At 65.1% G+C, this 13,152-nt stretch carries 17 protein-coding genes and 1 tRNA gene; 11 read left to right on the top strand and 7 right to left on the bottom strand.

What is annotated here, in order from left to right:
- Positions 1-95 precede the first annotated feature (95 nt).
- On the top strand, positions 96-2,129 hold the full coding sequence (locus tag EL249_RS02960) for a UvrD-helicase domain-containing protein (protein WP_005674438.1): 2,034 nt from the start codon (positions 96-98) through the stop codon (positions 2,127-2,129).
- Between the two features lie 67 nt (positions 2,130-2,196).
- Here EL249_RS02960 and EL249_RS02955 read toward each other — a convergent pair whose 3' ends face one another.
- Complete coding sequence (locus tag EL249_RS02955; RefSeq protein WP_005674439.1) at positions 2,197-2,727, bottom strand: c-type cytochrome; 531 nt, start codon at positions 2,725-2,727, stop codon at positions 2,197-2,199.
- A gap of 342 nt (positions 2,728-3,069) precedes the next feature.
- Here EL249_RS02955 and EL249_RS02950 point away from each other — a divergent pair.
- A tRNA-Arg gene (locus EL249_RS02950) sits at positions 3,070-3,145 on the top strand.
- A gap of 24 nt (positions 3,146-3,169) precedes the next feature.
- The gene (locus tag EL249_RS13115; RefSeq protein ID WP_005674440.1) at positions 3,170-3,346 is read left to right on the top strand and encodes a hypothetical protein; all 177 of its coding nucleotides are present in this window, start codon (positions 3,170-3,172) and stop codon (positions 3,344-3,346) included.
- Positions 3,347-3,365: 19 nt separating this feature from the next.
- On the opposite strand, the gene EL249_RS02945 is transcribed toward EL249_RS13115, so the two are convergent.
- Complete coding sequence (locus EL249_RS02945) at positions 3,366-4,673, bottom strand: patatin-like phospholipase family protein (protein WP_005674441.1); 1,308 nt, start codon at positions 4,671-4,673, stop codon at positions 3,366-3,368.
- Between the two features lie 241 nt (positions 4,674-4,914).
- On the opposite strand from EL249_RS02945, the gene EL249_RS02940 reads away from it, so the two are divergent.
- Positions 4,915-5,520, top strand: a complete 606-nt coding sequence (locus EL249_RS02940; protein ID WP_005674443.1) for a DNA-deoxyinosine glycosylase — start codon at positions 4,915-4,917, stop codon at positions 5,518-5,520.
- Here the strand turns inward: EL249_RS02940 and EL249_RS02935 are convergent.
- Both EL249_RS02935 and EL249_RS02930 read right to left on the bottom strand, forming a co-directional pair.
- Positions 5,510-5,701 carry a hypothetical protein gene (locus tag EL249_RS02935; protein ID WP_005674444.1) on the bottom strand — a complete coding sequence of 64 codons (192 nt, stop codon included), beginning with the start codon at positions 5,699-5,701 and terminating at the stop codon, positions 5,510-5,512. The two genes, EL249_RS02940 and EL249_RS02935, sit on opposite strands and share 11 nt — an antisense overlap.
- Positions 5,702-5,755: 54 nt before the next feature.
- Positions 5,756-6,457, bottom strand: coding sequence for a DUF4254 domain-containing protein (locus EL249_RS02930; protein WP_005674446.1), 702 nt, complete (start codon positions 6,455-6,457; stop codon positions 5,756-5,758).
- Positions 6,458-6,503: 46 nt separating this feature from the next.
- Here EL249_RS02930 and EL249_RS02925 point away from each other — a divergent pair, with 46 nt between their 5' ends.
- The 5 genes from EL249_RS02925 (at position 6,504) to EL249_RS02905 (ending at position 10,988) form a co-directional block, all read left to right on the top strand.
- Positions 6,504-7,619 carry a glycosyltransferase family 9 protein gene (locus EL249_RS02925; protein WP_005674447.1) on the top strand — a complete coding sequence of 372 codons (1,116 nt, stop codon included), beginning with the start codon at positions 6,504-6,506 and terminating at the stop codon, positions 7,617-7,619.
- Between the two features lie 215 nt (positions 7,620-7,834).
- On the top strand, positions 7,835-9,808 hold the full coding sequence (locus tag EL249_RS02920; protein WP_005674449.1) for a TonB-dependent receptor plug domain-containing protein: 1,974 nt from the start codon (positions 7,835-7,837) through the stop codon (positions 9,806-9,808).
- Between the two features lie 154 nt (positions 9,809-9,962).
- The gene (locus EL249_RS02915) at positions 9,963-10,181 is read left to right on the top strand and encodes a hypothetical protein (RefSeq protein WP_170169593.1); all 219 of its coding nucleotides are present in this window, start codon (positions 9,963-9,965) and stop codon (positions 10,179-10,181) included.
- A 76-nt stretch (positions 10,182-10,257) separates the two neighbouring features.
- On the top strand, positions 10,258-10,515 hold the full coding sequence (locus tag EL249_RS02910) for a ribbon-helix-helix protein, CopG family (protein WP_040530097.1): 258 nt from the start codon (positions 10,258-10,260) through the stop codon (positions 10,513-10,515).
- Positions 10,512-10,988, top strand: a complete 477-nt coding sequence (locus EL249_RS02905) for a type II toxin-antitoxin system VapC family toxin (protein WP_005674452.1) — start codon at positions 10,512-10,514, stop codon at positions 10,986-10,988. The genes EL249_RS02910 and EL249_RS02905 overlap by 4 nt, the downstream gene beginning before the upstream one ends.
- A 29-nt stretch (positions 10,989-11,017) precedes the next feature.
- On the opposite strand, the gene EL249_RS02900 is transcribed toward EL249_RS02905, so the two are convergent.
- Together EL249_RS02900 and EL249_RS02895 are read right to left on the bottom strand one after the other, a co-directional pair.
- Complete coding sequence (locus tag EL249_RS02900; protein WP_005674453.1) at positions 11,018-11,392, bottom strand: HVO_A0114 family putative DNA-binding protein; 375 nt, start codon at positions 11,390-11,392, stop codon at positions 11,018-11,020.
- On the bottom strand, positions 11,389-11,688 hold the full coding sequence (locus EL249_RS02895) for a toxin-antitoxin system TumE family protein (protein ID WP_005674454.1): 300 nt from the start codon (positions 11,686-11,688) through the stop codon (positions 11,389-11,391). The genes EL249_RS02900 and EL249_RS02895 overlap by 4 nt, the downstream gene beginning before the upstream one ends.
- Positions 11,689-11,763: 75 nt before the next feature.
- Here EL249_RS02895 and EL249_RS13110 point away from each other — a divergent pair, with 75 nt between their 5' ends.
- Positions 11,764-11,904, top strand: a complete 141-nt coding sequence (locus tag EL249_RS13110; RefSeq protein ID WP_005674455.1) for a hypothetical protein — start codon at positions 11,764-11,766, stop codon at positions 11,902-11,904.
- A gap of 92 nt (positions 11,905-11,996) precedes the next feature.
- Positions 11,997-12,122: a hypothetical protein gene (locus EL249_RS13710; protein WP_267878742.1), complete on the top strand. Its 126-nt coding sequence runs from the start codon at positions 11,997-11,999 to the stop codon at positions 12,120-12,122.
- A 529-nt stretch (positions 12,123-12,651) separates the two neighbouring features.
- On the opposite strand, the gene cueR is transcribed toward EL249_RS13710, so the two are convergent.
- Positions 12,652-13,056, bottom strand: coding sequence for a Cu(I)-responsive transcriptional regulator (gene cueR / locus EL249_RS02885; protein WP_005674457.1), 405 nt, complete (start codon positions 13,054-13,056; stop codon positions 12,652-12,654).
- Between the last annotated feature and the right edge of the window lie 96 nt (positions 13,057-13,152).

The raw sequence follows: 13,152 nt of genomic DNA, 5'->3' as shown, positions 1-13,152 counted from the left end.
TTGTAGGTGAGCACTCACTTGCAATATTGCTTCCCGGCATCGCCTGCCTTGTTCCCCGTCCTGCCCGACCTGCCTGCTGTCCTCATTCCCCAACCGTGGCTGAACTCAATCCCGCACAGGCCCAGGCCGTCAAGCACCTGGACGGCCCCAGCCTGGTCATTGCCGGCGCCGGCTCGGGCAAGACCCGCGTCATCACCGCCAAGCTCCTGCACCTGATCGATGCCGGTTTCACCGGCCGGGCCATTGCGGCCATCACCTTCACCAACAAGGCGGCGGCCGAAATGGCCGAGCGCTTCGCCCAGCAGCGCAAGCTCCCCGCCTCCGAACGTCCGACCATCTCCACCTTCCACTCGCTGGGCATGAAGATGCTGCGCACCAGCGGCCGGGGCATCGGACTCAAGCCCTCGTTCTCGATTTTCGACAGCGACGACTGTGCCGGCCTGCTGGCGCAGCTTTTGCAGACCACCGACCGCAAGCTCATTCGGCTGGCCGCCACGCGCATCTCGCTGTGGAAGAACGCCATGGTCGAGCCCGAGACGGCGCTCAAGGAAGCCCGCGGCGAGAGCGAGCTGCGCATCGCCCGCGCCTACATGGAGTACCAGGCCACGCTGGAGGGCTACCAGGCCGTCGACTTCGACGACCTGATCCGCCTGCCGCTCAAGCTGCTGCGCCAGGACGAGGAAGCCCGCCGCCTCTGGCAGGAAAAGCTGCGCTACTTCCTGGTGGACGAGTACCAGGACACCAACGTGGCGCAGTACGCGCTCCTGAAGGAGCTGGTGGGCAACCGCACGGGCCTCACCGCCGTGGGCGACGACGACCAGTCCATCTACGGCTGGCGCGGCGCCTCGCTGGAAAACCTCAAGCGCCTGGGGCAGGACTTTCCCAACCTCACCGTCATCAAGCTGGAGCAGAACTACCGCTCCACCCGCACCATCCTGCACGCGGCCAACACCCTCATCGCCAAGAACCCCAAGCTCTACACCAAGACGCTGTGGTCAGCCCTGGGCGAGGGCGATCCGCTCAAGGTACTGCCCTGCGACGACGACGAGGACGAAGCCGAAACCGTCGTCAAGCGCATCCAGGCAGCCCGCTTCGAGAAGCGTCTGAAATGGTCGGACTTCGCCGTGCTCTACCGCGGCAACCACCAGGCGCGGGTCATCGAGCAGATGCTGCGCAAAGAGCACATCCCCTATCAGATCTCCGGCGGCCAGTCGTTCTTCGACCGTGCCGAGATCAAGGACCTGTGTGCCTACCTGCGCCTGCTGGCCAACGACGACGACGATCCGGCCTTCATCCGCGCCGCCACCACGCCTCGACGCGGCATCGGTCCGCAGACCCTCAAGCTGCTGGGCGAATACGCCGGCGAGCGCGACATCAGCCTGTTCCAGGCCATGTTCGAGGCCGGCGTGGAAAGCCGCCTGTCCGATCGCCAGCTGCATCCGCTGCGCGTCTTTGGCGACTTCATCAACCGCCTGAAATGGCGTGCCGAGCGCGAACCGGCCTCCACCGTGCTGGATGCGCTGATCAGCGCCATCGACTACCAGGCCTACCTGTCCGAACAGGGCGACGAGCGCAGCGCCACCACCCGCTGGCAGTACGTCTGCGAATTCCGTGACTGGATCGGCAAGCGCGCCGACGATGACGGCAAGACGCTGGTGGACATGGCCCAGCACATCTCGCTGGTGACCCGCCTGGAAGGCCGCGACGAGGACGGCGACGCCGTGCGCCTGTCCACCGTCCACGCCAGCAAGGGGCTGGAGTACCCGCACGTCTTCCTGATCGGCGTGGAAGAAGGCATCATGCCCCACGCCGGCCGCGAGGATGACGGCCTGGACGACGTGAACGGCTCGCCCGTGGACCGCGAGAAGATCGACGCCGAACGCCTGGAAGAAGAGCGACGGCTGATGTATGTCGCCATCACCCGCGCCCGCAAGAGCCTCACGCTCTCATGGTGCCGCCAGCGCAAGCGCGCCCGCGAGATGGTGGACTGCCAGCCCTCGCGCTTCATCACCGAGATGCAGCTGGAAGCCGAAGGGACGCGCAACGTCCCCGTCTCGGCCGACGAGGCCCGCAAGAAGCTGGCAGCGCTGCGTGCCATGCTGGAGCAGCGGGGCGCCGTTCCCAGCTGAAAGGGAAACGCCCCATTCCTGCAGGCCGGAACCTGCACGAATGGGGCGCTGAGAAGAAAGTGGTGACTTACTCGTCGCCTTCTTTCTTCTCTTCCAGCTTGGGTGCCTCGAAGTTGGCACCGCCCTCGTTGGCCATGTAGACCACCGCGTTGGCGACCTCCTGATCGGAGTACTCGCCACCCGCCTGCGGCGGCATGGCGTTCTTGCCCTTCGTGGCCGACTGCAGCAGCGTGTCCAGACCCTGCGCGATGCGCGGCGCCCAGGCGGCCTTGTCGCCAAACTTGGGCGCGCCCGAAACGCCCGCCGTATGGCAGCCCGTGCACACGCCCTTGAACACTTCCTCACCGGTCCGGGCCGGGCCGCCCTTCTTCATTTCCTGCAGCTCGAAGCCGGCCACCGGACGGATGCGTGCCTCGATGACTTCAGAGGACATGTCGTCGGTCGCGCGCGGGCGGCTGCCGGACGCCCCGATCATCGCCGAAATGATGACGACCGGCAGGACCAGTGCCGTCGTCACCACCACGACCAGCTGGGTGTTCGACTTGAAGAACCGCATCTTCTCGCCGGTCTGCTTGCCGGCAGGGGTGTTATTGGCCATGAATGCTCCGCGCTGCTTTCGATAGATTCCAGGTATCCGGGCACGGCACCGCATTCCTGCCTGCGGCAGGTCGATCAGGGCCGGCACCCATGATGAATCGCGTTTTTATAGAGCAAAACCCTACTGGCCGTGTTGATCAGGATCAGCTCCCGGCCAGAGCGGCCCGCCAGACGGCGTCATGGCCTCCCTCGGGACAGAGAATGCGCACGGCCCGGCACGCTTCCTCGGCAGCGGCCAAAGATCACGCAAGCCGCCTGAACCTGAAACAGGGATAGCCCGCCTTCCCCTGGCCGCCAGCACTGGACGCCCATCCGGAAAAGCTGTATTCTTCAAAAGCTCAGCGCGCCCGTAGCTCAGGGGATAGAGTATTGGCCTCCGAAGCCAAGGGTCGCACGTTCGATTCGTGCCGGGCGCGCCACTTCCCCTTCTTGGTGGGGCCTTCATGTCCGCATCCACCCCTGCCCAGCGTACCCTCACCACCGCCCGCTGCCTGCTGGCCGCCGGTGCCCTGGTTTCGGCCTCCGCCATCGTACGCTCCTCCATTGCCGGCACCCTGCTGGCCTGGCTGCTCATGCTGCTGGGCGGCGGCATGCTGGTGGCTGCCCGCCGCGCCGACTGACCCATTCTCCAGGTGCCGTCTATCGGCCCTCTTCCCGTGCCCGCCGGGCGCGCTCGAAAAGCTTGTCGTGAGGCTCGCCCACGGTGCGATCGTCGCTCAACGTGAGCGGATCATCATCGATCTCGTCTTCCCAGGCGGCTTGGGCAGCGGTCTGCGACTCCCGGTCGTTGCCGATCCCCACCGGCAGGTCGGCCCCTTCGTCCGGTGACCACGTCGCCTCATCGGCCCCGGCACCATCGGCGCGTCCGGCCGGCAGTGCCCTGTCCGTTTCCGCCTCATCGGCCGTGCCCGTAGCGGCCTCGGCCACCGCATCCGCATCCGCATCTGCAGAACGTTCGGCGGCCACTTCACCCTCCGACGTTGCCTCCTCGGCCGTCATACCGTTTTCAGCCGCCTCGGCGTTGTCCTCTGCGTCGGGCGCCTCTGTCCAGCCGGTACCGACCAGCAGCGCCCCGCCAAACTGCGCCTCGGGCCGGAAAGCCCCCAGGCCAAACAGCTTCAGGAAGGACTCGGCATCCACCCGTCCCTGCTCGTAGGCCTTCAGAAAACGCTGGGGCGACGTGAAATCCCAACTGCCCACCGGCAGCGGAACGGACGGCTGCACGTAGAGGCGACCTTCCAGCGCAAAGACCGGGGTCTTGCGGTTGTAGGTGCGCGTGGTCAGCACCAGCGTCTGACCCGGCACATCGGCCACCAGATCCACCGGCACCGGATCCACCAGACTGCCCGAACAGGCCGGCACACCATCCAGCTCCACCGGCGGCACCAGCGGCGGCAAGGCACTGGCGGCCTGCAGCAGATCGAACAGCTCCCGCTCGGTACGGCAGTCCTGCAGGCGCTTCACATGCGGCACGAACATCGCCGTGCGCTCGGACCGGGCATGCAGTGCGGCCGGCATCAGCCGTGCGTCACGCCGGTATTCGCGCCAGCTCACCCTCCGCAACTGACGCTCGGTCAGCGTGGGCGGCGGCAGCGCGCAGCCAATGCGGATCTCGGGCGCGGCCCACAGCAGCTGCCGGAAATGCTCACCCCCCAGCACCGCCCGCATGGACTTGCGATAGATGCCCCCCTGACGGAACAGCGGCGCATCCTTGCGAAACAGATTGAGCCAGGCGATGTTGGTGCGCACCCCGGCCAGCTCACGCTCGTACCAGGCCAGCGCACGCCGGCTGTCATTGGCATGGACCAGGCAAGCCATGAAGGCGCCCATCGAGGTTGCCCCGATGACGCGCGGGCGCAGCTCGATCTCGGCGCGCAGGACTTCCCAGAAGCCCGCCTGCCACCAGCAACGATGCCCGCCACCCGCAAAGACCACCTTGTCAAACATGCAATCGATCCAGTAGTTGCCCGGCCCACAGTCGGGCCCTCTCCCATTCTACCGTCGGCCCCCCGCCAGGCCAGCCATGCGCACCCCAAGGCAACAGATGCCCACGAAAGAAAACAGGCTCCACTCAGAAGAAAACAGGCCCCGCACAGGCGCTGCTGCAACCTGCAACCTGCAGCCCACAGCCCGCAGCCCGAACGAGCCTTCATCAGCCCACAGGCCTATCAGGCGCGATAATCCGTGCATGAGCAACACGCCTGCACCGCCATCGGCACCCTCTCATGGGCCAGGCCGCAACCCCGACAGCCGACCCACCCCCGCCCCGGCAGGGGCAAGGCACAGCGGCGACACGGCCGCCCCACCCCACCAGGGCCTGCCCCCGGTCTGGCGTGAAGACGCACGCATCCTGCTGCTGGGCAGCTTTCCCGGCAATGCCTCCCTGGCGGCCCGGGCCTACTACGCCCACCCGCGCAACCAGTTCTGGCCCATCATGGGCCGGCTGACGGGCGAGCCCACGGCCGCGCTGCCCTACGAGGCGCGACTGGCCCTGCTGCGCCGCCACCGCATCGCCCTCTGGGACACCGTGGGTCGCTGCCAGCGTCAGGGCAGCCTGGACAGCGCCATCCGCGAGGCCCTGGGCAACGAATTCCAGCCCCTGCTGGCACGCCTGCCCCACCTGCAGCTGATCGGCTTCAACGGCCAGCATGCAGGTCGCCAGCAGGCATTCTTTCAGTCACTGGGCTACCAGACCGTGGTACTGCCCTCCACCAGCCCGGCCTACGCCAGCCTGAACCTGGATCAGAAAAGTGAGCGCTGGCTCTCGGTACTAAGCCCGTTTCTCAGCCCTTAGACCTCACCCCGGGCAGGAACTGCACCAGCAGGAAGAGGCAGGCCACCGAAGCGATGGCCATGTCCACCAGCCGCACCCGGATACGGCGACGGCGCGGCGCATTGAGGATCGCATGCGGTGTGGTCGTGGGCCGATCCTCCCGCGCCGGATGCCCGGCCCGCTCCGCATGCACCTGCGGCATCGAAGTCCCTTCTGACGCCGGTTTCGTATCCGATGAAGCCATGATCGTCTCCGCTCAGGCGCCGCGCTCGGCCACCAGCGCCGGGTTGAACGCCGGGTCGTTGTACATCTTGAACTGGCGGTACACCTTGAAATAGGCCTTGCCGGCACGGCAGTCGGCCATCAGCTCATCCAGGCAGCGGCCCAGATCGTCGCGCTGCGTTTCCAGCCGTGCCAGCCGGGCCCGCGAGGACTCCCGATGCGCCTCGTCCACATCGGTGCGCTCGGTCTGCGCCTTCATCGCCCGCACCTTCAGCGCCATGATCGACATCCGGTCGATGATGCTGCCGGCCGTCTCGCTGTTCATCCGCGCCCCCTGGCCCGCCAGGCTCACCGGCGAATCACCGCCCACCGACGACGGATCCACCAGACCCAGCCCCAGCAGCAGCAGCTCGTCCACCCGCTCGGTGGCGTCATTGCGCGCCTGGTTGTAGCCGTCGATGGCCCGCTTGTTGCCGGCAATCTCCTCGGCCGAAACGCGGGTACGCCGCGCCAGATCCTCCTCGTCCCACAGCAGGCTGTTGAAGCGGTGGTTGTTGCCCACCCAGTGCCACAACAGCACCTGCGTATCGTCCGTGGCCGGCGCCTGGTCCAGCGCATGGCCATCCGGCGCCACGCCCGCCTTGGGCCAGCCCGGCAGCGCCAGACACTGCTGATGGAAGGCAATCACCGCTGCACCGTTCAGCACCCGACGACTCTGGTTGTCTGCACCCTGCATCTCGTTTCACTCCATAATCGGTGGAAGATCACTGAATTATCCACAAATGCGACCACTCATCGTTCGTCTGCCGAACTGGGTCGGCGATGTCGTCATGAGCCTGCCCACCCTCTGGCACCTGCATCATCACGGCTACGCGCTGCAACTGGTAGGCAAGCGCTGGGCTGTCCCCCTGCTGGCCGGCTGCGGCTGGCCCGTGCATACCCTGCCTGGCCCCCTGCGCGAACGGGCCCGCCTGCTGCGCGGCCTGGCCCGGGATGTCCGCACCCTCGACGCGGATTTCGACAAGCGCCTCAACACCCTGCTGCTCACCAACTCCTTCTCCAGCGCCCTGGATGCCTGGCTGGCCGGGCTCAACACCGTCGGCTACCGCCAGGACGGCCGAGGCTGGTTCCTCACCCACCCCGTTGCCCGGCCCACACAGCCGCTGCATGAAAGCCAGCGCTTCTGGAACGTCGCCGGCCCCCTCACCTCCGGCCGGCCCGACGGTCTGGATGCCCGCACGGCAGCGCCCCCGTCCAGCGCCATGCCATCCGCCCACCCGGCGGCTGATGGCCGCTCCACCCCGAATGGAAGCGCCGCCCCGGCCGCAAGGCAGGCCCCGGCTTCCCAGGCCACCCCCATGGACTGGCCCACACTCCCCCTGACCGATGATGTCCGGGCCGCCGCCCTGAAACTGCTGCGCCAGCAGGGCCTGGTGCAGGACACCGACAACGGCCAGCCACACATCCTGCCCTACGCCTGCCTGGTGCCCTTTGCCACCGGCACCCTGAAAGGCGCCAGCAAGGCCTGGCCCGGCTTTCCCACCCTGTGCCGGCAACTCGTCCCCGAACTGCCGGTACTGCTCATGCCCGGCCCGGGGCCGGAAACCATCCAGGCCCGCACCGACTACCCCGATGCCCAGACCCTGGCCGGCGTCCCCCTGGATGTCTACGCCGCCCTGCTGGCCCACAGCGCCGTGGTCGTGGCCAACGACACGGGCCCCGGTCACCTGGCTGCCGCCGTCGGCGCTCGCCTCGTCTCCGTCCTGGGCCCCACCGACGCCAGCCGCTACCGCGCCCTCGGCCCTCACGTCACCCTCATCCAGCACCACCCCTGGCCCGAGGTGGACACCGTCCTGCAACAGGTGCACCAGGCCATCGCGGCCGCCCGCCAGGGCTGAGCCTGCGGCCGCACGCCTGCCCGTTTTCGGCCTTGCACGAGGCCGTTACATCCCGCCGCATCCCGCAAAACAACGCGGCAGGCCGTTGCCCTCAAAGCCACACATTGTGACCCGCCGTTTGTCGGCCGACAGACGGCGGCCTAAACTGCAGGCGAAACGACACTGTTGCGCCCCGGCGACGTACACCCCGCCGGCTGCACCTTTCGGAGAAACCCATGTTCAAGCGAAGCACCTGTGCTGCGGCCGTTGCCGCAGCCTTCTCCCTGGCAGCCATCCCGGCCGCCATGGCGCAAACCGCCTCGGACCACGCCCGTACCGCTCGCCCCGCTCACGCCGGCCAGCAGAACCACCAGGGACGTCACTACAACCTGCAACGCAACACCCCGCAGGCTGCACCGGCATCCAGGGCCGCGGCAAAACCCGCCGCCCCGCACCACGGCGCCCGGATGGTCACCGCCGCCAACATGCCCACCGCCATCGACACGCTGACCAGTGATGTCGTCGTGCTGCCCACCTACCACGCCCAGCGCAACGCCAGCCAGCTCACGCCCTTCGAGGCCCTGGGCAGCATCCAGGCCCGCTCGCAAGGCACCCCCGGCTCCTTCGGCGGCCTGGCCATCCGCGGCAATGCCCTGCAGGACACCCTCGTCCTGATCGACGGCTTCCGCGTCAGCCCCGCCAGTGGCGCCGACTTCTCGCTGCTGCCCATGGCCTATGGCAGCCGCACCGAAATCCTGCGTGGCCCCGCCTCGGGCGTCTACGGCCAGAATGCCGGCGGCGGCGTGATGCAGTACCTGTCCGACCGTGCCGGTCCCAAGACCCGCGTCAGCGGCGAAGCCGGCATCGGCGGCCGCGGCTACATGCAGATGCGCGGCCGCGTCTCGGGCGGCAATGAACAGATCACCGGCACCCTCGACGTGGGCCGCGAGCGCGGCGACGGCTTCGACGCCACCGCCCGTGACTACCCCGGCCACCAGGACGACCAGGACAGCTGGAAGCGCGACAACCTCTCCGGTCGCCTCGACGCCCGCCTCTCCACCGCCACGAACGTCACCGTCGTGGCCATGCGCAACACCGTCAACGCCGACTTCGACGGCACCTATGGCGGCAACACCGCCCTGGCCGCCAAGAAGCGCCTGGAACTGACCGGCTTGCGCGCCGACCACCAGCTCAGCCCGAACACCCGACTGGACGCCAAGTTCGGCCAGAGCAGCATCAGCAACACCTGGAACTACACCAACAACGTCGCCACCTGGGACAAGACCCGCCTGCGTGAATACGGCCTGGGTGCCACCCAGCAGGTCACCCCTGAAGTCCTGGCCCGCGTCGGCGCCGAACGGCTGGAAGAAAGCTACGACACCACCGGCCTGTCCTCGCCCACCCGCACCACCCATGCGCTTACCGGCAACGCCGTGGGCGAATACGGCCCGCACCAGCTCAACGTGGCCCTGCGTCTGGACGACAGCAACCGCTACAAGAAGACCTTCAGCCACCAGGTGGGCTATGGCTACCGGCTGGCCGACAACCTGCGCGTCGTGGGCAACCTCAACACCGGCTACCGCATGCCCGACCTGGCCGACTACTACGCCAGCCCGGAAAATGCCCGCCTGAAACAGCAGCGCAACCAGACCGTCGACGCCGGCGCCTACTGGCAGCCCGACCAGGCCACCTACGCCAAGGCCATCGTCTACCGCAGCCGCGTGCGTGACCGCCTCACCACCATCGGCGACTGCACCGGAGCCGCCAACTGCGCCATCACCAACGTCGGCCGCACCACCATCACCGGCATCGCCCTCTCCCTCGGCCAGGAAAACGCCCCCGGCCAGCTGGTTGAGGGACTGAGCTGGCAGGCCAACCTCGACCTGGTCAATCCCAAGAACAGCGCCACCGGCCGCGTGCTGCCGCACGTCGCCAAGCGCACCTTCAGCGGCCAGGTGGACTACAGCTTCGACGAGTACAGCGTGGGCGCCGACGTGGTGCTGAACAACCGCCACTTCTCCGACGAAGCCAACCAGCGGCGCGTCGGTGGCGGCCTGCTCGTCAACCTGCGCTCGTCCTGGCGCGTCTCCCCCGAGCTGACAGCCCACGCCGACGTCTACAACCTCGGCAACCGCAGCAACGCCAGCTGGCGCTACTACAACCAGCAGCCGCGCACCGTGATGCTGGGCGTGTCGTACTCGCCGCGGTAAGGCAAGGTGACCGTGACTGGAAAACCTCCAGTCACTGACCCCGCCGACCCAGGGCCGGTTCCTTCAACCACGAAGGGGCCGGCCCTGTTCATTTTCTGCACCCGGCCAAGCACGCCATCGGCCGAGGCACTAACTTCGGACGGGAGCGCAGTGAGTGACGAAACAGAGGTTCAAAATGCGTCATCCGTTACTGGCGAAGATCCGGGCTTTTCAGTCTGCCGACGATAACCGGCCGTTTAAAACGTTCATGATGGAACAGATTACATTAGCCGAAGAAATCGGCGGTCGACTCACGTTTGAAGAACTTTCCCGGCGCTTGGACGAAGATGAAAACAGGCAGCCATTGCCCCCGGACAAGCCCCTCCAGCGCTGAGGAAACGCCCTTCTTGCATTCAGATGACTAGGGTAATACCATTCGTATTACCCTAGTCATCTGAATGCATGTCGCCATGACCACCACCGTCAAGCTGCCTCCCGAACTGGAACATCAGCTGCGCCAGCGCAGCACCCAGGAAGGCCGCTCCATCAGCGAGCTGATGCGCGACGCGCTCAGCGCCTACCTGCAGAACGTACCGCCCCCCAGGGCCTCCGCCTTCAGCCTCGGCGCAGACCTGTTTGGCCGCCATGCCGGCCCGGCCGATCTGTCCGCCGAACGCCGCCGCCATCTGGCCGATGCCTGGGAAGAGAAACACCGCAAGGGGCAATGAAGATGTCAGAACAGAAAGTCGCAGAGCCCCCACTTCGGTGGCCAGCCCCCGTCGAGGGCCCCGTCCTGGTCGACCCGGGCCCCCTGCTGGCCCTGTTCAACGCAGCGGACCACTGGCACCTGCCCGTGCGACACTGGCTGGAAACGCATCCCGCAGTCCGCCTCATCACCACCTGGCCCGTACTGACCGAAGTCTGCGCCCTGCTGGCCCGTCGCATCCATAACCAGGCCGCCCTGGACTTCCTGCTGTGGATCGAACGCGGCGCTGTCCAGGTGGACATCCCCACCGACACGAGCCTTCCAGCCGTCCACCGCATCGCCCAGCGTTTCGCCAGCCTGCCCCTGGACCTGGCCGACGCCTCCATCGCCGAAGCCGCCGCACGGCTCGGCATTCACCGCATCATCAGCATCGATGCCGACTTCGATATCTACCGGGACGCGCGAGGAAAGGCGCTGGTCAATCTGCTGCGCTGAAAGGTAATCGAGCGCTCTTCAAGACAAGATCAGACGATATCAGCATGCAGGCTGAAGCGCTCGGCGACCACACGAACCTCTTTCCTGCGTCCATGCCCCGGGAATGGCTTATCTTCAAGCGTAACCAACCCCGCCTTGGCAAGCTCATCGATATCTCGCTTGACCGCGCTGCGATCCCGATGAAGCCGTACAGCAATGTCCGTAATTGAACCAGGGGCCTCCTTGACTGCACGAAACAGATTGAGCCTGGCAGCCGTCAACAGCTTCATCAGGTCTTCGGGATCCTCAAAACTGAGAATGCGCTGTTCAGGCAGCCGCTCGCCACGATCAGCACTACGGGCCAGTTGCCGCCCTCTGGCGAAGAACTCGTCTTCTGTTCCGGTCTTGATAACGACATGGGTCATTTGGGCTTCCTCAGGGCGATCCAATCCTGCTGAAAACGCTCTTCGATGGACTCAAAAGTGGTGTACTCGACAGGCTCGACAACGCCAAAGACATGACGATGATGTCCATCGTGAGCATTGTCGTACCCTATGACCCGACCGTTGTCCCGCGGATAAATCCGGTGATTGATGTAGGCAAGGTTGTAACGGGTCACAAGCCCTGTCCGGGAATCCACCCACACCTCACGACGCAACTGACCATTGCCTCGCTTGTCCGAGATGTGATGAGACTCATCGGATATCTTGATATCAGCCATGATGCAGTATGTCACGGCTGACAATAATCCGTCAACCCATGGGAACCCGCGTCAAAAGCACAACTCCGAAAGAGAATGAAGGTCGTTTACTCGGATCTGGCTGGTAGCCAACTGCGCGAGATACTGGCCTACTTTCGCCGCGAGTTCGGCATAATCATCATCGTTGCCGTGTTCTCCGCCGGCACAAACATCGACTATTCAGATATCATCGATTGAGCGCAACCACCAGGAAGAACTTTCCCATGGAACATGGATATCTCACAAAAATACTGGCTCTCTGCGCCTTCGTCGTACCAATGAGCGTTCTCATGAAAAAATTCTTCATGAAAACCATTTTCAAGGAGCTGCCCGGGGGCGGCGAAGACCTTGCTTTCATGGCCACCATCATCATTCTGTTACTCTTTATCATCCCAATAATCAACCGGATATTGTGAGAAATCAGATTCTTGGTGGCCATGCTTTTCATCGACTCACATTGAAACCCATTAAAACAACCCGGAAGTGATAATCGAACATAGCCCCCGATCTTCCATTGAACAAGCTTTGCGAGCAGGAGCCTTTATATAACAGCCCCCTAGAAGAATGAATGTGCCACAAGACCCCCACAAGCGTCACACTGGGGACTCACAAGAACATTCTGCCGAATAAAACAATAGCTACCAAACATGGCGCTATCAACATGATGGCCCAGAGAGGCACATCAATCCTTCCCCGTCTTGCCATGATCGCCACAACAACAGCCACAACAACGATACCGATCGATAAAAAGGCAGAACGAATGCTGATCTCACCCAGATGACCGGGCATGAACGAGGAAACAGTCAACAAGAAAGGAAAACACGTTGACAAAATAACATAAATCAACCAAGGATCTTTTGTCCCGGTGCTTGGTATTTCTGGAGACGCCACATTCACCCCCTTGCACAGGCCACAAATACTTCAAGCAGATCCTAGCCTCAATTTTCAACCGCTACAATCCGCCCCCCTCTCCAACCCCACCAGAATCGGGCAATCCGGCCGCTCGTCCCCCGCGCAGCAATCCATCAGCGTCTGCAGTGTGTCCACCATTTGCTGCAGGCTGGCAATGCGCTGCTGAAGGTCCTCGATATGCCCGCGGGCAATCCGCTTCACGTCCGCACTGTGGCGGGACCGGTCGTTCCACAGGTCCAGCAGCGTCTGGATCTCGTCCACCGCAAAGCCCAGGTCACGCGCGCGCCGCACAAAGCGCAGCCGGTGCACGTCCTTCTCCGAATACGCCCGGTAGCCCGACGCCAGCCGCAGGGGGGCCGGGATCAGCCCCACCTGCTCGTAGTAGCGGATCATCTTGGCCGACACGCCCGAGGCCCGGGCCGCTTCACCGATGTTCATCGCGCTCTCCCGTCATGGCCTGAACGGCCCGCGAACACGGGCAGCCACACGCCCGATGTTCCGCCAAAGCGGTATGGACCCGACACGTCTGGCCTA

The sequence above is a fragment of the Lautropia mirabilis genome (genome assembly GCF_900637555.1).
Classification (GTDB): Bacteria; Pseudomonadota; Gammaproteobacteria; order Burkholderiales; family Burkholderiaceae_E; genus Lautropia; species Lautropia mirabilis.
This window is presented reverse-complemented; position numbering and strand designations above follow the sequence as displayed.

Coding starts and splice junctions, on each gene's coding strand:
- EL249_RS02905 (WP_005674452.1), top strand. CDS start 10,512: ATGAAGATGTCAGAACAGAAAGTCGCAGAGCCCCCACTTCGGTGGCCA.
- EL249_RS13115 (WP_005674440.1), top strand. CDS start 3,170: ATGTCCGCATCCACCCCTGCCCAGCGTACCCTCACCACCGCCCGCTGC.
- EL249_RS02910 (WP_040530097.1), top strand. CDS start 10,258: ATGACCACCACCGTCAAGCTGCCTCCCGAACTGGAACATCAGCTGCGC.
- EL249_RS02930 (WP_005674446.1), bottom strand. CDS start 6,457: ATGCAGGGTGCAGACAACCAGAGTCGTCGGGTGCTGAACGGTGCAGCG.
- EL249_RS02945 (WP_005674441.1), bottom strand. CDS start 4,673: ATGTTTGACAAGGTGGTCTTTGCGGGTGGCGGGCATCGTTGCTGGTGG.
- EL249_RS02940 (WP_005674443.1), top strand. CDS start 4,915: ATGAGCAACACGCCTGCACCGCCATCGGCACCCTCTCATGGGCCAGGC.
- EL249_RS02955 (WP_005674439.1), bottom strand. CDS start 2,727: ATGGCCAATAACACCCCTGCCGGCAAGCAGACCGGCGAGAAGATGCGG.
- EL249_RS13110 (WP_005674455.1), top strand. CDS start 11,764: ATGAAGGTCGTTTACTCGGATCTGGCTGGTAGCCAACTGCGCGAGATA.
- EL249_RS02935 (WP_005674444.1), bottom strand. CDS start 5,701: ATGCCGCAGGTGCATGCGGAGCGGGCCGGGCATCCGGCGCGGGAGGAT.
- EL249_RS02895 (WP_005674454.1), bottom strand. CDS start 11,688: ATGGCTGATATCAAGATATCCGATGAGTCTCATCACATCTCGGACAAG.
- cueR (WP_005674457.1), bottom strand. CDS start 13,056: ATGAACATCGGTGAAGCGGCCCGGGCCTCGGGCGTGTCGGCCAAGATG.
- EL249_RS02925 (WP_005674447.1), top strand. CDS start 6,504: ATGCGACCACTCATCGTTCGTCTGCCGAACTGGGTCGGCGATGTCGTC.
- EL249_RS13710 (WP_267878742.1), top strand. CDS start 11,997: ATGAAAAAATTCTTCATGAAAACCATTTTCAAGGAGCTGCCCGGGGGC.
- EL249_RS02920 (WP_005674449.1), top strand. CDS start 7,835: ATGTTCAAGCGAAGCACCTGTGCTGCGGCCGTTGCCGCAGCCTTCTCC.
- EL249_RS02900 (WP_005674453.1), bottom strand. CDS start 11,392: ATGACCCATGTCGTTATCAAGACCGGAACAGAAGACGAGTTCTTCGCC.